Annotated in this window: 17 protein-coding genes; 6 read left to right on the forward strand and 11 right to left on the reverse strand. The window is 32.0% G+C overall.

Features of this window, described 5'->3' with window-relative positions; all coding sequences use genetic code 11:
• Window positions 1-2261: methylmalonyl-CoA mutase family protein (locus tag AB8B90_RS07215; protein ID WP_405335177.1), on the reverse strand; the 2261-nt coding region annotated here is incomplete at its 3' end.
• 202 nt (window positions 2262-2463) lie between these two features.
• On the opposite strand from AB8B90_RS07215, the gene AB8B90_RS07220 reads away from it, so the two are divergent.
• A complete protein-coding gene (locus tag AB8B90_RS07220) occupies window positions 2464-3564 on the forward strand; it encodes an OmpA family protein (protein WP_405335179.1) in 1101 nt (366 codons plus the stop codon).
• Window positions 3565-3604: 40 nt separating this feature from the next.
• On the opposite strand, the gene AB8B90_RS07225 is transcribed toward AB8B90_RS07220, so the two are convergent.
• Window positions 3605-4717 carry a TlpA family protein disulfide reductase gene (locus AB8B90_RS07225; RefSeq protein ID WP_405335181.1) on the reverse strand — a complete coding sequence of 371 codons (1113 nt, stop codon included), beginning with the start codon at window positions 4715-4717 and terminating at the stop codon, window positions 3605-3607.
• Between the two features lie 142 nt (window positions 4718-4859).
• Between AB8B90_RS07225 and AB8B90_RS07230 the strand changes: the two genes are divergently transcribed.
• Window positions 4860-5570, forward strand: a complete 711-nt coding sequence (locus tag AB8B90_RS07230; protein WP_405335183.1) for a DUF4197 domain-containing protein — start codon at window positions 4860-4862, stop codon at window positions 5568-5570.
• Between the two features lie 104 nt (window positions 5571-5674).
• Here AB8B90_RS07230 and AB8B90_RS07235 read toward each other — a convergent pair whose 3' ends face one another.
• Both AB8B90_RS07235 and AB8B90_RS07240 read right to left on the reverse strand, forming a co-directional pair.
• On the reverse strand, window positions 5675-6592 hold the full coding sequence (locus AB8B90_RS07235; RefSeq protein ID WP_405335184.1) for a hypothetical protein: 918 nt from the start codon (window positions 6590-6592) through the stop codon (window positions 5675-5677).
• A gap of 87 nt (window positions 6593-6679) precedes the next feature.
• Entirely contained in the window at window positions 6680-6910 is a 231-nt protein-coding gene (locus tag AB8B90_RS07240; RefSeq protein ID WP_405335186.1) for a hypothetical protein, read from the reverse strand.
• A gap of 225 nt (window positions 6911-7135) precedes the next feature.
• Between AB8B90_RS07240 and AB8B90_RS07245 the strand changes: the two genes are divergently transcribed.
• Complete coding sequence (locus AB8B90_RS07245; protein ID WP_405335188.1) at window positions 7136-7336, forward strand: Lacal_2735 family protein; 201 nt, start codon at window positions 7136-7138, stop codon at window positions 7334-7336.
• Here the strand turns inward: AB8B90_RS07245 and AB8B90_RS07250 are convergent.
• The 4 genes from AB8B90_RS07250 to guaB form a co-directional block, all read right to left on the reverse strand.
• Entirely contained in the window at window positions 7333-8115 is a 783-nt protein-coding gene (locus AB8B90_RS07250) for an ABC transporter substrate-binding protein (protein WP_405335190.1), read from the reverse strand. The genes AB8B90_RS07245 and AB8B90_RS07250 overlap by 4 nt on opposite strands.
• Window positions 8116-8134: 19 nt before the next feature.
• Window positions 8135-9736 carry a bacillithiol biosynthesis cysteine-adding enzyme BshC gene (gene bshC / locus AB8B90_RS07255; protein WP_405335192.1) on the reverse strand — a complete coding sequence of 534 codons (1602 nt, stop codon included), beginning with the start codon at window positions 9734-9736 and terminating at the stop codon, window positions 8135-8137.
• 99 nt (window positions 9737-9835) lie between these two features.
• Window positions 9836-10003, reverse strand: a complete 168-nt coding sequence (locus AB8B90_RS07260; protein ID WP_405335194.1) for a hypothetical protein — start codon at window positions 10001-10003, stop codon at window positions 9836-9838.
• Window positions 10004-10013: 10 nt separating this feature from the next.
• Window positions 10014-11486 (reverse strand): IMP dehydrogenase, encoded by a 1473-nt coding sequence (gene guaB / locus AB8B90_RS07265; RefSeq protein ID WP_405335196.1) that lies wholly within the window; start codon window positions 11484-11486, stop codon window positions 10014-10016.
• A 229-nt stretch (window positions 11487-11715) separates the two neighbouring features.
• Here guaB and AB8B90_RS07270 point away from each other — a divergent pair, with 229 nt between their 5' ends.
• Window positions 11716-13941, forward strand: coding sequence for a TonB-dependent receptor family protein (locus AB8B90_RS07270; RefSeq protein WP_405335198.1), 2226 nt, complete (start codon window positions 11716-11718; stop codon window positions 13939-13941).
• A 58-nt stretch (window positions 13942-13999) separates the two neighbouring features.
• Here the strand turns inward: AB8B90_RS07270 and AB8B90_RS07275 are convergent, their stop codons facing one another.
• Together AB8B90_RS07275 and AB8B90_RS07280 are read right to left on the reverse strand one after the other, a co-directional pair.
• Window positions 14000-14863: a hydroxymethylglutaryl-CoA lyase gene (locus AB8B90_RS07275; protein ID WP_405335200.1), complete on the reverse strand. Its 864-nt coding sequence runs from the start codon at window positions 14861-14863 to the stop codon at window positions 14000-14002.
• Between the two features lie 39 nt (window positions 14864-14902).
• Window positions 14903-15553, reverse strand: coding sequence for a LysE family translocator (locus AB8B90_RS07280; protein ID WP_405335202.1), 651 nt, complete (start codon window positions 15551-15553; stop codon window positions 14903-14905).
• Between the two features lie 178 nt (window positions 15554-15731).
• Here AB8B90_RS07280 and AB8B90_RS07285 point away from each other — a divergent pair, with 178 nt between their 5' ends.
• Complete coding sequence (locus tag AB8B90_RS07285; RefSeq protein WP_405335208.1) at window positions 15732-16586, forward strand: spondin domain-containing protein; 855 nt, start codon at window positions 15732-15734, stop codon at window positions 16584-16586.
• A 35-nt stretch (window positions 16587-16621) separates the two neighbouring features.
• Here the strand turns inward: AB8B90_RS07285 and AB8B90_RS07290 are convergent, their stop codons facing one another.
• Entirely contained in the window at window positions 16622-17662 is a 1041-nt protein-coding gene (locus tag AB8B90_RS07290) for a quinone-dependent dihydroorotate dehydrogenase (RefSeq protein WP_405335204.1), read from the reverse strand.
• A 120-nt stretch (window positions 17663-17782) separates the two neighbouring features.
• Between AB8B90_RS07290 and AB8B90_RS07295 the strand changes: the two genes are divergently transcribed.
• A partial coding sequence (locus tag AB8B90_RS07295; RefSeq protein WP_405335206.1) for a universal stress protein occupies window positions 17783-18438 on the forward strand: 656 nt, incomplete at its 3' end.

Here is an 18438-nt window from a genome sequence, read left to right on the forward strand (position 1 = left end):
CCAGTTACACCTAAAAGCATCAATCCTAAACCATCATTACCTTTTGGTAACTCACCATTATAGGTTGGGCGTTCTTTACCTTTATAAAGTTTAGCAATCTTTGCTTCTGTTTCTTTTTCTAAGTTGTTGTCTTTGATATATGTCTCACATTGTTGGTCGATAGCTGCATTCATGAAAAATCCTAATAACATTGGAGCTGGACCATTAATTGTCATACTCACAGATGTCATTACATCAGCTAAGTTAAATCCAGAATACAGCTTTTTAGCATCATCTAAACAACAAATAGACACACCAGCATTACCAATTTTTCCATAAATATCAGGCCTGTGATCTGGATCGTTTCCGTAAAGTGTTACACTATCAAATGCTGTGGATAATCGTTTTGCAGGCAATCCCATACTCACATAATGGAAACGACGGTTGGTACGTTCTGGTCCACCTTCACCTGCAAACATTCGTGCAGGATCTTCTCCTGTACGCTTGAATGGATACAATCCAGAAGTATAAGGAAACTCTCCTGGTACATTTTCTTGTAATGTCCATCTTAAAATATCTCCCCAAGCTTGATATTTTGGTAAAGCAACTTTTGGGATTTGAGAATGAGATAGGGACTCAGTATGAGTTTCTATTTTGATTTCTTTATCACGAACTTTGAAAGAATAAACAGGATTTTTATACTTATCAACCTTTTCGTTCCAACCTGTAACAACTTCCCAATTGTAAGGATCAAGATTAAGTTTTACACGATCGAATTCTGCCACTAGCATCTTCACAAAATCTTTATTATCTTCTATATCAGAATTAATAGACTCAGAGGCTATTCCTGATTTATCAAGTTCTGGCTGATTCCCAACAACAGATTCTAATGTCTTGTAAATTCCATAGAGTTTTTGAGCGACTTCAACTTGAGCATCAGCAGTTTTATCGTATGCACGATTGTTTTCAGCAATTTCAGATAAATATCGTGTTCTTGCTGGAGGTATCACAAAAATCTTTTCACTCATTTCATCAGAAATATGAAACGTAGATTTTAAATCGGTTTCTGTTTTGTCAACCAACTTATCCATAATCGCTTTATAAAGCGTATTCATTCCAGGATCGTTAAATTGTGAGGCAATCGTTCCAAAAACTGGCAGATCATCTTGAGGAATATCCCAAAGATTATTGTTACGCATGTATTGCTTTTTAACATCACGCAAAGCATCTAGTGATCCCCTTTTATCGAACTTATTAATAGCCACTAAATCGGCAAAATCGAGCATGTCAATTTTTTCTAATTGTGTCGCAGCACCAAATTCAGGTGTCATCACATAGAGTGACACATCACTGTGTTCAATGATTTCAGTATCTGATTGTCCGATACCAGATGTTTCTAATATGATAAGATCAAATTCTGCCGCTTTTAAAACCTCTACTGCCTCATTAACATATTTAGATAATGCTAGATTAGATTGACGTGTTGCCAAACTTCTCATATACACTCTAGGAGAATTGATTGCATTCATACGAATACGATCACCTAAAAGTGCTCCACCTGTTTTACGTTTTGAAGGATCCACCGAAACTATACCAATCGTTTTCTCTGGAAAATCAATAAGAAAGCGACGAACAAGTTCATCTACTAAACTTGATTTACCAGCACCTCCAGTTCCAGTAATACCTAGAACAGGAGTGTTTGAATTTTTATTTTTGGCATGTATTTTATCTAAAGCATCTTTAGCAACCTCTGGGAAATTTTCAGCTGATGAAATCACACGAGCGATTGCTTTCGGATTCTTGTTAGGAAGAATATCTACTTCACCATTTAAAGACTCTCCAATTGCAAAATCAGATTTTTCTACTAAATCGTTGATCATACCTTGTAATCCCATTTCTCTTCCATCATCGGGAGAATAAATACGATCTATGCCATAGTCCATTAATTCTTTAATTTCAGAAGGCAAAATAACGCCACCTCCTCCTCCAAAGATTTTAATATGTCCAGCTCCTTTTTCTTCTAATAGGTCATGCATGTATTTGAAATACTCATTATGACCACCTTGATACGACGTTAAACAAATAGCATTTACATCTTCTTGAATTGCAGTATTAACAACTTCTTCAACACTTCTATCATGACCTAAATGAATCACTTCAACGCCTGTAGCTTGAATGATTCTCCGCATAATATTAATAGAGGCATCATGACCATCAAACAATGATGCTGCAGTTACGATTCTTACTTTATGCTTCGGATTATAGGGTGCGATTTGTTTCATTCGTAAAATTATGTGTTTTAAAGGACACAAATTTACGGAATTTTCAAAAGAAGTAGTTTATGATTTAGAATTCTTTAATAGACAATTCCATAAGATTTAAAAAAAATGTGACTTTAAATATAACATTGTGTCTTAACACTGGACATCGAACTTATCACACTTCGATCTAACCATCATATTAACCTTTATTTTTTTCAAAATTATGAAACAAAAATTATTTTTATTCTTATGCTTGACCGCGAGCATAGGTTATGTTCAAGCGCAAGGTTTACCAACAAATCCAGAACCAGGTAAATGTTACGTAAAATGTATCACAAAAGACACATTTAAAGAAGTAACAGAAACTTTACAAGTTTATCCTGCGTACACAACATTAGAGGTTGTACCAGCAACTTACAAGACTGTTGAAGAAACTGTTTTAGTTAAGGAGGCAACAGAAAAATTTGTTTATACGCCAGCTACTTATGAAACGACAGAAGTTTCTTATGTAAGTAAAGAAGGAAGAACAGATTTAAGTGTTATTCCAGCTACTTTTGGTAGAGACTCTAGAACTTTTGAAACGTATCCTGCAACATCAGGTTGGGAATACAAGATTCTAGAAGACTGTCCTTCAGTAAATAAGGATGATTGTGTAGCTGCATGTTTCGTAGAATATCCTTCAACTTTTAGAGATGTATCATTTACAACATTGGCTACTGATGCTAGTACTTCAAGTGTTCCAGTATCAGAAAGAAGTGCAACATACAAGAAAAGAGTTATTAAAACTCCAGCTCGTATGGATAAAATTGAAATCCCTGCAGAATACAAAACGATTAAGCGTCAAGTAGTAGATGTACCTGCTACGACAAGAAGCAATACAATTGCTGCAAGATCTGAAACTGTTACAAGAACAATTCTTGACAAAAAAGGTGGAATTACAACTTGGGAAGAAGTTGAATGCGAACTTTTAGACCCTACAGTTATTCCTGTTTTTTATGAAACAGCAAGTGCACGTTTAACTCCTGCATCAAAGAGAACGATTGATGAAACTTTACTTCCTATCTTAAATGATAAGCCAGTAAACATTGAAATTATGTCTCATACAGATTCAAGAGGAAACGATGATTATAACATGTCATTATCTCAACAAAGAGCTAATTCTGTTGTAAACTACCTAGTATCTAAAGGCATCTCAAGAAGCCGTTTGTCTGCAAAAGGATATGGAGAATCTAGATTAACAAACCGTTGTTCTAATGGCGTTGATTGTTCAGAACAACAACACCAAAGAAACAGACGTACAGAATTTAGAATTCTGAACAACTAAGAACTTTACACCCTGTAAATTCATATGAAAGGCACTTTAATTAAGGTGCCTTTTTTCTTACTGTGTACTTTTTAAAACTTCCGTTTTCTTTGTTCATAATTATACCGTAAGTGTCTTCTAAATCAGATTGCATAAGATTATAAAAACGATGATGAATTCTCCAATCATGCTTTTCATTATCAGCTTCACCACCTTTTATTGCAATGGGTAAACTCAAAATCGTGGCTAATTGAAAAGCAATAGCTTCAAAGGTTACATTATCGCCTTGAATTTGTGTGTCATCAATTAAATATTCGGCAGTGTTTTTACCCCAATCTATTTGGTTTGTATCCCAATATTGTAAATTTGAAATGTCTAACATTAAGACTTCACCTTTGATTTCACTATGAAATAAATCTAATTTTAGTTCTTCTAAAATTGGAAACAGTGCGTTAGTCCCTTTCTTTATAAAAACCTCATATGTTTTATTTAATTCTGAAGGCATCGATATTTGGCTTTCCAAAATACGTTGTTCTTTTGCTAAAATACTTTTAAGACTGCCTTTATAATGGAGAAAATCGCCTCTGTAATTAGATATTAAAGTTTCATAAACTTCTTTTTTTAAAGGATTAATTTCAAAGTCTGTTGAAGGCACATAATCTGCTTTGAAAACTTCTTTTTTTATTGCTTGAACTTTTAGAACCTTATCGACTTCTTTTTGTTTTGTGTTTTGCTTTAAAAAACGCTGTAAATCAGCTTGTTTAAAATCTGTAGGACTACCTCTCCACAAAATATTTCCCGCACTATTAATTAACAAGCCATATGGCAGTGTTCTTGTATTTACTGCATCAAAAGTTTCCCCTTTGTAATCAATAGAAACTGCTAAATCAGTTGGATGTTTTTTTAGAAAACGCTTAACAAGTTCAGGATTTTCTTCAGAAAGGGATACTACATAAAATCTATCAGGATATTGTTTTTGCAAAACTCCTAGGTATTCTGATGCATAAACACAAGGCTTACACCAAGTAGCCCAAAAATCAACAAAAAATAATGCAGCCTCAGTATCAGTAGCAGTTTTGGAAACTTGAATTGTTTCAGAAAAACGGATTTGACTATTAGATAAACTTGTCAATCCCATAAAGAATAAGATAAGGCTTTTTTTATATATACTCATTTAGTTTCTTTTTATCAATGGTAATAATAACAACTATTGTGCTAAAATAGTATTTTGAGAAATTAATTTAATGAGAACTTCAATTAGTTATAAACAGAACATTAAAACAACTATATTTGTTGCTCAAAAAACAATAATAATCATGCGTAAATTTTTTGCTTTAATAGCTGTTTTTTTCATGTTCACAGATTGCGGAGAACTTCAAGAAATTGTAAACCAATTACCAAATAGTGGGTCAACTGTTTTAAGTAATGCTGATATGGCTTCGGGATTAAGACAAGCTCTAGATTTAGGAATTGACAAGCAGGTAAGCAAGCTTACTCAAAAAGATGGTTTTTTCAAAAATGAATTGGTTAAAATCTTATTGCCTGAAGAGCTAAAAAAAGTAGATAAAGGCTTACGTGATATTGGTTTAGATAATTTAGCAGACGAAGGTTTAAAAGTATTAAATAGAGCTGCTGAAGATGCAGTAAAAGAAGCTACGCCAATTTTTGTTAATGCTGTTAAAGATATCACGTTTAATGATGCTAAAAACATTTTACTAGGCAATGATAATGCGGCAACCCAATATTTAACTAATAGAACCCAAACTGCGCTCTATAATAAATTCAAACCAGTAATTAATAATAGTTTCAGTAAAGTTGGTGCAGATCAGATTTGGGCAAATTTGATTAATAAATACAATGCAATTCCATTTACCAACAATGTTAATCCAGACTTGACAGATTATGTTACTGGAGAAGCACTAAAAGGTGTGTATACAATGATTGCTGTTGAAGAAAAAGAGATTAGAAATAAAGTGTCTTCTAGAACTACAGACCTGCTTCGTAAAGTGTTTGCATTGCAGGATTAAGCTTAGCCCTATTTTTGATCAAGCTGTAAAAGTCTTTAATAAGCTAATAACCTGAAGTAATTGCACAATCAAATTATTGATAAACTAATCCGTTTTGGAGTTAACTAAAATATCTTATAGCCCAACACCAAACCAATTGAGCTAAAATTACTCTTTATTAAGACATAATCACTAGTAATATCTCTTTGCGTATTTAATCTAGCTTCAATACTGTATTTATTATTATGTTGATATCCTAATCCAAAAGCTAAGTTTGTTTCAGATTTAATATCAAGATCTAAAACTTCTGAACCTTCTGAGTAGTCAATTTTATCTGATAAATCAAAAACTAAAACGTATGCTGCATTAAGAAAAATCTTAGAATTTTCTGATAAGAAAAAGTAATATCTAACACCAACAGGTATATCAATATAACTATAATCAACCTCTGCATCTTGCCTTCTGTTTTGTATAAGAGCAGTATCATCAAATGTTGTAGAAGAACCCTTATATGACTGATAACCAGGCTCAATAAATATTGACCATTTATTAGTTTTAGAAGAGAGCATATATTCTAATTCAGCAGCAATCCTAATTGAACTTGATGTGCCAAAATTCGCAGACAATCTATCTAGTCTAAGATCACCTTCAGAGTAATCTACTTCCAAAGTAGAGCTAAAGTATCCTAATTTGGGAGTGAAATTGAAATCTAATTTCTTTTTTGTGTCTTCGTACTTTTTAGAGGTAGATGATTTGCACATATTATAACTCACAACAATATCAATTAACTCTCTACTAAAATATTTAAGTTTTTTTGTCTGGTCTAAAGTAATATCATCACATTTCAACAAGTCAAACAACTGCTTCTTGTACAAAGAATTTTTACCAATTGACTGATTTGAGGCTTTATATCGTTTATATATTAAAGGTGTTGGTTCATCATTTTTAGTTTGAATGAAAAATTGAATTATATCATTATCATGATAATAGTATAAGTTTGCATCACCTTCTACCAATTGCTTAAGAAAAACCGTTTGTTTCACATATAAAGGCTCACTTGAAACACTTAACTTATTAAATTCAGTTGATGACTGATCTATATTAACTTCAAATCTTACATATTTCCAATACTATCCTATACCAAACTCTTTTACGTTATTTATAGATTCGTCAATCACTTGATCTGAATCTAGAGTAATCTTATATTTAAATTCAGTAGGATTATCATTCCAATCATTGTTTTTTATGAATATGTCTAATTTCTCACCTTGGTTACTAATTAAGTATCCTTTTTCAAAATTAATTTGACTAAATGACACTGTACAACAAAAGAGGAAACACAAGCTTAATATAAATTTCATAAGGAATAATTTTTGGTTGTAACACAATGTTAAGAATTATAAATACTAAAACAAAGCACTTAATTTTTTATAATTGAATATTTGCTAGGGTTAGTAAAAGGATTAATCTACTCCTTATTTATTTGAATTATAAAAGTTAGTTTGAAATCGATCGATATCAGTAGGTCGATTTTTTTTGTTCAATTATAATTTTTTATATACATTTAATATCTCAATATCATAAAAATGAAGTACACTCAAAAACATATTGAAAAACAAAACATCCTACTCTCAAGATATAAATCACTTATTGAGCAAGCCTATAACTTTAGACAGACAGATTCTGCTTTGAGTGATTTTTCAGAATATAAAGCAATTAAGCTTTTACATAAAATGAATAAACAGCAATTTTTAATAAGAGATCTTAATTCGTTACAACAAAACTAAATCTCCAAACGTAACTTTTTGAAATAATCAAATGCTTTTAAAAGTCGAGTACCATACCAAGAAAAGGCTTCTCCATCTACAATAATTACTTTAACTTCTGAAGAAATCTCATGAAACGTCTCGATATCAAATTCTTTAAACGGATAAGGCTCACTAGACAATAAAATCACATCTAGACGTTTATCTTTCAGGTCTTTAAGTTGTATTTCCGGATAGCGATTCAAATTTTCAAATACATTTTCAAAGTTATTAATTGAAAGCATTTCATTTATGAAGGTTTGATTTGCGGCAACCATATATGGTTTTTTCCAAATAAAATAAGCGACCTTTAGTTTAGGCTGTTTACTCACAAAACTTTTAAACTCGTTTTGTTTAGACCTAACCTCTGCAACTATAGCTTCAGCCTTCTCTTCTTTTTTAAAGATCTCTCCATACATGCAAATGAGTTCAAAACTATCTTCTATGTTATAAACATCACTAATATGAACAGGAGCTATTTTCTCTAATTCCTCAATCATTATTTTTGTATTCTCTTCTTTATTACAAAGGATGATGTCAGGTTTTAAAACTTTAATTTTATCAATACTCACTTGTTTAGTACCTCCAACAATCGTTTTATTTTGTCGCAGACGATTAGGATGCACGCAAAATTTGGTCACACCAATTAAAGCGTCTTCAAGACCTAAATCGACTAATAATTCTGTTTGAGAAGGCACTAAACTAACAATGCGCTTAGGTGTTTCATTAAATTTAAGATGACGATTGAGTTGATCTTTCAAAAGAATAAATAATCTAAAATTAGATAGTAATTAAAGTAAATTCGCTTTTTAAAGGCTTTAAAGTATCTACTAATTTTTTAATAAAGTCTGAGCCATTGTCGAGATAAAACTCAGAAAAATTATTTTGTCGTTCCTGTAAACTATGATTTGGAAATAGTTCATTCTGAAGTTCTAAAACACGATTGATATGATCTGATAATTTTCGCTTCTGAGCCCTTAACAATCGCTTTTCAAGATGTTGTAATCCGTTAATTTGTTTTTGCTCTTGAGCAGCTACAGCACCTTTAAAAGAAGCATCTGTTTTTTCTGCTAAATCATACATATCTTTAAACTGCTTAACTAAATGTGCTTTCTGTTCTGAAAAATCTATTTTGATATCAGAGATTTGTTTAGTAATTTTTATTTTTAAATCTTCTTGATTCAAAAATAAATCTGAAAACTCGATATTCAATTTATATATTTTTTCCTTTTGTTTCTCAGTAATCAGTAAAACAGAATTACGAAGCAACAACATAGGAAATGGAATCATCTGACTCTCAAAATAAGATTTTAATTGTAACCAATAAGCAAGCTCACCACCTCCTCCGATATAGCATAGATTAGGCAAGATAACTTCTTGATAAAGAGGTCTCATTATCACATTAGGGGAAAAACGCTCAGGGAAGTCATCTACTTCTTTAAGTATCTCACTCTTGCTCCAACTTAAATTAGTATTATTAACAAAATAAACATCATCTTTATACATGATGCGTTCTCGAATACCTTCAATTAAATAAAACAAGTTGATTTCCCTAGGATTGACTTGAATTTTATAATTTTCATCTAAAACATTTAAGTTATTATTAGCTTCAGAAACTTTTAAAAATGACCATTGTTCGGTAAGCTCTTCTTTAACGTAAGGAATAAATTGTCGCTTCAAAGCAGAATCATTTCCGTCAACAATAACAAGTCCGAAATCTTTAAACAACTCATTCACCAAGTAATGCATTGCTTCTGCCAGATTAGAATGATTGAGATAAGCCTTCTTAAAATATTGTTTTAATTCTGAAGCATTTGTCGTTCCGTTTAATTGTGAACCAAACACTTCAAAAACCTTCTCAATTCCATCGAGATTTAAAGCTCCAACTGCACCTGAAGCTTCACGATTCCATTGGACTTTTTTTCCTTTAAAATTAAAAAAGTTTATTTCTTCAAAATCATGGTCTTCAGAAGCCATCCAATACACTGGCACAAAATCATAGTCAGGATATTTACTCTTCAGTTCTTTACATAAATTTATAGTAGAAATGATTTTATAGAAAAAATATAATGGTCCAGTGAATATATTTAATTGATGCCCAGTAACTACTGTAAACGTATTTGAGTTTTGAAGACGTTTAATATTGGCTTGAGTTGAATCGGAAACTTCAACAGTTTCATATTGTTTCTTTAAAGCTTTAACTAAAACTGATCTAGATTCATCTTTAAAACTTAATTGTTTTTCTTCAATTTGAGTTTTGAAATTTTCGAGCTTTGGAAAACGATTATAAAACGGCTTAAGAGCTTTGTTTTCATCTAAATAATCACATATTAATGACGAAAAATAATGAGTATCTCTAAATGAAATATAATCGGTTGGCATAAATTCAATTCTATTGAAGTGTAAATATACAGTTATTGTATTTTTTGAATTACTAAATTTTAGTTAATTCACAATAACTAACAACAAAGCAAATGTCATCTAGGATTTAGTTTTAGCATCCTTGATTAATGCCATGATAAATAAAACTACTCCTGAAATATTTAAAACCAGCACATAAGCATTATATTTAAAATTATTTAGGTATAAGGCAATAATACTTGCTATAATAAATAAGGCAGCTATAAGTTTGAGTTTATTAACTTTCATGAAGTGAAATTTATCTAGAATAATTTGGAGCTTCCTTTGTTATTGTAACATCGTGAGGATGACTTTCATGAATTCCAGAACTAGTGATTTTCACAAAACGTCCAGCATCCTTTAAAGTCTGGATGTCTTTTGCACCACAATATCCCATACCAGCTCTAAGTCCACCAACAAACTGATGAATACTTTCAAACAACTCACCTTTATAAGGCACGCGACCAACAATGCCTTCAGGAACTAATTTTTTAATATCATCTTCAACATCTTGGAAGTAACGATCCTTACTACCTTGTTTCATAGCTTCAACAGAACCCATACCACGATACGATTTAAATTTACGTCCTTCGTAAATAATCGTTTCACCTGGACTTTCTTTAGTACCAGCCAACAAAGATCCTAACATCACACTATCAGCTCCAGCAGCTATAGCCTTAGGAATATCTCCAGTGTAACGAATTCCTCCATCAGCAATTACGGGAACACCAGAACCTTTAATAGCAGCAGCAACTTCTAAAACAGCAGAAAATTGTGGAAACCCAACACCAGCAACAACACGTGTTGTACAAATAGAACCAGGACCAATACCAACTTTAACAGCATCTGCACCAGCTTCAACTAAATATTTAGCAGCTTCACCTGTAGCAATATTACCAACAATTACTTCTAAAGAAGGGAACTTTTGCTTGATATCCTTTAAAACCATTACCACGCCTTTAGTATGACCATGAGCTGTATCAATAATCACAGCATCTACTCCAGCTTTCACTAAAGCCGAAGCTCTTTCAACGGCATCTCCAGTAACACCAATAGCTGCAGCAACACGTAGTCTTCCGTAGTGATCTTTATTAGCATTAGGTTTTTGAGTCACCTTAGTAATATCTCTAAAGGTGATTAAACCTTTTAATTTATAATTGTCGTCTACAATTAATAGTTTTTCAATTTTATTTTGCTGAAGAATTTGCTCAGCATCCTTTAAGGATGTTCCAACAGATGATGTCACTAAATTTTCACTTGTCATCACCTCAACAATAGGTCTATCATTTTCGTGTTCAAAACGTAAATCACGATTGGTCACGATTCCTTTAAGTGTTCCACTATCATCAACAATAGGGATTCCTCCAATACTATGCTCAGCCATATTTTGCTTTGCGTCTGAAACTTTAGCAGTTAATGGTAAAGTCACAGGATCTATAATCATACCACTTTCAGCACGCTTAACTTTACGAACTTTTTCAGCTTGCTGATCAATAGTCATATTTTTGTGTAGTACACCAATACCTCCTTCTTGCGCCATAGCAATTGCCATTTTGCTTTCAGTAACTGTATCCATTGCTGCAGAAACCACAGGAATATTAATTGTAATGTTACGTGTAAATTTTGTTTGAATATTAACCTCTCTAGGAAGAACTTCAGAAAATGCTGGAACTAATAGTACGTCGTCGTAAGTAAGACCTTCTCCAACAATTTTGTTTTCGTGTGCTGTCATGATGCAATTACAATTATAATTGCAAGCAAATTTACGGTTTTTTTATATAGAAATACTTATAACTCAAGATTAAATAATTCTGAAGAGTCAATTTAGATTCTCTCATATTATTGTAAGCCAGATTCTTATAAATATTATTTTTATTTATTCTAAATAAACTTTGCAATATTGTAATTCATGATTAAATTTGCACTCGAAAAACAACTTATTTTTAATCAGTCTAAATAAAATGAAATCCAAAATTATATTATTTTCCCTACTTTTTATCAGTATTTCAAATGCACAAAATAATACTAAAAAAACCGAAACTGACTCTATTCAACAACTTGATGAAGTCTTATTAAAAACAAACGTCATATTTGGTAATAAATATCAAGCAAAAAACAGAACTGGTTCATCCTATTATATTTCACCAAAAGAATTAGAAAAATTTAATTACACAGATATTAATAGAGTCTTAAGAACCGTTCCTGGAGTAAACATCTATGAAGAAGATGGGTTCGGACTTCGACCAAATATTAGTTTACGAGGTACATCTCCAGAAAGAAGTGCTAAAATTTCAATCATGGAAGATGGTGTACTGATTGCTCCTGCGCCATATAGCGCTCCAGCAGCTTATTATTTCCCATCTGTAGCAAGGATGGAAGCTGTAGAAATTTTAAAAGGAAGTAGTCAAGTACAATATGGTCCATTTACAACTGGTGGCGCAATAAATTTAGTGTCTAGTCAAATTCCTGATTCTTTTTCTGGTCGAGTAAAAGCGAGTACTGGTAGTTTTAATTCGAATCAACTTCATGCTAAAATAGCAGATAATAAAAGTGTTTTTGGTTATAGTGTAGAATACTTAAATTTTAATTCTGATGGATTTAAAAATCTTCCGGATGGCAGCAATACTGGATTTGACAAAAATGATGTTGTCGCAAAATTTAGAATAAATAGCAAAGCATCAGCCAAATTTCGGCAAGCACTAGATATTAAGTTCCAATACTCAGATGAAGTATCAGATGAAACATATTTAGGTTTAACACAAAGCGACTTTAATAGAAATCCCTTTGACCGTTACGCTAGTTCTCAAGAAGATGTAATGTCTAATGATCACATACAAATTATGGCAACTCATCAAATGGATTTTTCTAAGAAAATAAGGGTTACAACGACAGGTTATTATAATGGTTTTTCAAGAAATTGGTATAAACTTAATGATGTTGTTTTCAATGGCACAAAAGTTGGCATAGCTAACATCATTGAACAACCTTCAAATTTCACAAATTATTTTAACATTGTTAACGGAACTGTTAACTCTGATCCAGACGCATTGTTAGTAAAAGCAAATAATAGAGATTATATCTCAAAAGGTGTTCAAACTAAATTTGATTATCACTGGTTTGGTAAAAATACATTTCATGATTTAGAAATTGGATTACGCTATCATTATGACGAAGAAGATCGATTTCAATGGAAAGACGGTTACAGTATTTTAAATGGTGATATGGTATTGACCTCAGAAGGCGCGCCTGGAAGTGATGCTAATAGAATTAGTAGTGCTAATGCTTTTGCCGCATATGCCATGTATAAATTAAAATATAAAAAACTAACTGTAACACCCGGAATTCGGTATGAAAACATTGTATTACGACGAGATAATTATGGAACTAACGATCCTGGAAGAAGTGGTATTGACCTCTCTACAAGAGAAAACAAAGTAGACATCTTTATTCCTGGAATTGGTTTTAACTACAAATTCAATAATAACGCTTCCATATTTGGTGGCATACATAAAGGGTTCTCTCCTCCTAGCAATCAAGAAGGTCAAAAGGCAGAAGAGAGCATCAATTACGAAATAGGTTCACGTTTTAGTTATAAGGGTCTTAGGGGTGAAATAGTAGGTTTTTATAATGACTACAGTAATCTTTTAGGTAGTGATTTGGCTGCTACTGGAGGAACAGGTTCGTTAGAACAGTTTAATGCTGGAGAAGTAAATGTGGTTGGTTTAGAATTATTATTAAACTATGATTTACTTCAAAATAATTCGGAGTTTGCATTACCAATTACATTTGGTTATACCTTGACAAGTGCAACTTTTCAAAATAGCTTCGGAAGTCAGGATGATCTTTGGGGAGAAGTTTCAGAAGGAGATGAACTTCCTTACATAGCAATGCACCAATTTAACTCAACAATATCATTAGAACATAAGAAATATGAGTTAAATTTAACTGGACGATTAAATGGTGCGTTTAGAACAACAGCAGGCACTGAAGATATAACAGATGAAAATGGAGTGACTTCTAATTTTATTTTAGACTTTTCAGCAAAATATCACATAAGTAAACATATAAGTGTCACAGGAAATATCATTAATCTATTAGATGAAACCTATGCTGTTTCAAGAGTTCCTGCAGGACTTAGACCTGGACATCCTTTTGGAGCTTACGCAGGTTTAGAATTGAGACTTTAATTAGTATAGAAGCATTTATTAAAACAAAGAAAGCGTTATTATATTTAATAGCGCTTTTTTAATGATAACTACTAAAGATTTTTGTCGCTTCATTATATGCACTTTCAAAACTCATTGCATTTAGGTTATTGTTCTTTTTAGAGGTGAAATAAGACAATACCTTTTCGGTTGGCATGTTTCCTGTAAGTTCGTCTTTTGCCATCGGACAACCACCAAAACCTTGAATAGCGCCATCAAATCTCATACATCCTGCTTTATAAGCTGCATCTACTTTTTCAAACCAAGTTGATGGTGTTGTATGTAAATGGGCTCCAAACTCGATATCTTGGTATTTAGGAATTAAATTTGAAAACAGATAGTCAATACTCTCTGGGTTAGAACTTCCAATGGTATCACTCAACGATAAAATCTTCACTCCCATATTACTCAATCGCTCAGTCCACTCTCCTACGATATCAACATCCCAAGGATCTCCATAAGGGTTTCCAAATCCCATTGAAACATATACAACAACTTCTTTATTATGTCTATTTGCAATCTCTAGAATTTCTGAGAGCGTCACTACAGATTGTGCTATAGTTTTGTGTGTGTTTCGCATTTGGAAATTTTCTGATATAGAAAACGGATATCCTAAATAATCTATCTCTGGATGCTTACAAGCATCAGTCGCACCTCTAGTATTAGCAATAATTGCCAATAGCTTACTCGTTGTTGTACTCAAATCTAATTTTGACAATACTTCAGCTGTGTCAGCCATTTGCGGTATTGCCTTTGGAGACACAAAACTTCCGAAGTCAATGGTATCAAAACCTACTCTTAATAACGATTGAATATACTGTACTTTTTTCTCAGTAGGAATAAAATCCTTTATCCCTTGCATGGCATCACGTGGACATTCAATTATTTTAAGTGGCTTGTTCATTGTAGTCCAAATATAGTAATTAAGATTATGTTTTTACATCTAATTTTTTGAAGTGAAAATTAGTATTGCAATCCCAACAAACACAATAATTTGCATCCATTTCAGGTAGAATCCAACTCTTTTATGATGTTCTATATATGTTGAAATTGAGCCTGCTAAAACAGCAATAGCAGAAAAAATGACAGCAGAAACCAACATAAATAGCAATCCTAAAACATAAAATTGGGTAATATTACTTAAGGTGTTACTAAATAGAAAACCTGGAAAAAAGGCTAAAAAGAAAATAGATACTTTAGGATTTAGTACATTCATAATAAAACCTTGTTTGAAGAGTTGTGTCATACTCTTCTTCGGAATATTATCAGTATTTAACTTTAATTCAGATTGGGATTTGTAAACTTTATACGCAAGATAAAGTAAATATAACGCTCCAAATAACTTAATTACAAAGAATAGAGAATCATTTTCCTTTATAATAGCAGAGACTCCAAATGCTACTAAAGTTGTGTGAACTAAACAACCTGAAATCAAACCAGCAACAGTTGCTAGCCCAAATGTCTTTCCATTTACAATACTTTGCATCAAGACATAAATATTATCTGGTCCAGGAGATATTGCCAACACAGAAGTGGCTATTACAAATGATATAAGAAGGTCAAAATTCAGTGTGTGAAATTTTTTAGTAAACATAATATTAAAAAAAATTAAAATATGCTGTAAGTTTTAAAAATACTTTTACGACTGAATCACTTTATAACTGATAAATAAAAAAAAAAAAAACTTTACTTTACAATTAAAATCCTTTATTCTTTTTGCAACTGTATTACAAATAAGCTCAGCTTATTCTCAATCTACAGCTCGCTATGACATTACGTTCTCAAGTGTTTGGGAAAATGAAACTGTAGATCCTATAAATGGGAATAGCACAACTGCTATTCCAGGAAATGCGCATTGGTCTAATCTTGTTGGAGCAACACATAACAGCAACTACTCATTAGTTGAAATGGGAACTTTAGCATCTATTGGTATTAAAGATGTTGCAGAACGAGGAGATAATGACGAACTTATGGCTGAAGTCATGAATGAAATTAATACTACAGGTAACGCAGACCAATGGCTTCAAGAATCATTCTCACCATTTGCTGCGATTAGTTCAGCAACTATAGATGGCATTGTGGTGTCTTCAGATTTTCCATTACTAAGTTTAGTATCTATGATTGCTCCTAGTCCTGATTGGATGATTGCAATTAACAGTATTAATTTAAGAGAAGGTGGTACTTGGAATAATGAAATAATTATCCCTTTATTTCCATATGATGCAGGCACAGATAGTGGTTCAAATTACACTTCAAGTAATCAAGCTACTATTCCGGCAGAACCAATTTCTGTAGTAATAAACCAATCCCCTTTTAACGCAAAACCAATTGGTACAATCACTATCACATTAGATCAAGTGCTTAATATAGCAAATGAAGAATTATTAAAAGTAACTCTGTCACCAAACCCTTCAAATGGGTTGATAAAAATTAGTACTTCTGGTGCAAATATTTTAAAAGAAGCTTCAGTGTTTGATGTATTAGGAAAACAAGTGGCAGTGTTGAAAAACACAAATCTTGAATCAAATTTAAATATGGATTTAACCAAATTCAACAAAGGTATCTATCTAGTTAGATTAGAACTTAAAGATGGTTCTATGACTACAAAAAGAGTTGTTCTAAATTAATCAGAAACTCAAATTTAAAAAAAGCGAATCGATACTTATTGGTTCGCTTTTTTTATGATGGCATTGTTGATTCGTCTAATTAATTTCGGACCTTCATAAATAAAACCAGTATAAATCTGAACTAAATCTGCGCCAGCTTCAATTTTATCTAAAGCATCTTGAGCAGAATGAATGCCTCCTACTCCAATTATTGGAAATTCTTTATTACTTTTTTTAGAGAGGTATTGAATCACTTGTCGTGATTTTTCTTTTATTGGCTGTCCGCTTAAACCACCATTTCCGATTTCTATAAGACGTTCTTCCGTCGCTTTCAATTCAGATCTATCAATTGACGTATTACTAGCAATAACGCCATCTAAGTTTGTTTCTTTAACCAAATCTATAATCTCATCTAATTGATTATTATTTAGATCTGGTGCAATTTTTAATAAAATAGGTTTTTGCTTTGCAAAGGTTGAATTTGCTTTCTGAACTTCAGAAATGAGTTCTAAGAGATAATCTTTATCATTAAGTTTTGCATGACTACCAACATTTGGGCAACTCACATTAAGTACAAAATAATCAACATAAGGATGTAATCCGTTAAAACATTCAAGATAATCTTTTGTATAATCTTCTGGTTTGGTGTCTGTATTTTTACCAATATTCCCACCAATAATGAGCTGACCTTTATTCTTCTTTAATTGAGTGATTGCTGCTTCTAAGCCTTCATTATTAAAACCCATTCGGTTAATAATTCCTTGGTCGTCTTTTAATCTAAATAAACGCTTTTTAGGATTACCAATTTGTCCTTTAGGTGTCACAGTCCCAATTTCTATAAAACCAAAACCAAAATTTGCGAGCTCGTTATACAAAACTGCATTCTTATCGAAGCCAGCAGCTAAACCGACAGGATTTTTAAATTGTAAGCCAAAAAGATGCCGCTCTAATGATTCATTCTCAACTACATATAAAGTCTTAAAAACTGAATTCAATCCAGGGATTTTTGATAAAAAACGAATTAGTGAAAATGTAAAATGATGAATCTTTTCAGGATCAAAAAGAAAAAAAAACGGTCTTATTAAAAGTTTATACATGAAGTATTAATTACATTGCAAAAATAAGAATCTTATTAATAATTTAGAACATGCTATTAATCATATTTATATGTGCAATAGTTTCTTTATTTTTGAACACTTAATTTAATTAATCAAATCATGAAAAAAATTATAATACCTGTAGATTTTTCTCAGCAATCAGAATTTGCTTTAGAAGCTGCAGCTGCGCTAGCGAAGAAGCATAATTCAGAACTTATTGTTATGCATATGCTAGAGCTTTCAGAGTCTATATTTTCATCTTCAAGTAATGAAAAGAGTGAAGAAACAGCTTTTATGTTGATGGTAACTAATAGAAAGTTTGAAAGCTTTTTAGACAAACCATATTTAGAAGGTTTAACTGTAACACCTATGATTAAAAATCATAAGGTTTTGAAAGAAGTTGATGAAGTAGCTAAGGACTTAGATGTGGATTTAATTGTTATGGGTTCTAGAGGTCATAGTGATCATGATGGCGTGTTTTTAGGATCTAATACTGAAAAAGTTGTACGTCACAGTGAAATTCCACTTCTAGTAGTTAAATCTAAATTAGAAACATTAGACTTTGAACATATCGTGATCGCTACAGATTTTTCAGCAAAAAGTGCCAAAGCTGCAAATGTTGCTATGGAATTATTAGGCGAACTTGGTAAAAAAGTGAGTTTATTACACATAAACCTTCCAGGCCAAAACTTTTCAAGTACTGATGAAATTGAAGAAAAAGTTTCTAATTTCCTCAAAACAACCAATCGTGAGGATTGGAAAGACAATGTGGTTTT

The sequence above is a fragment of the Psychroserpens sp. genome (genome assembly GCF_045105015.1).
Classification (GTDB): Bacteria; Bacteroidota; Bacteroidia; order Flavobacteriales; family Flavobacteriaceae; genus Psychroserpens.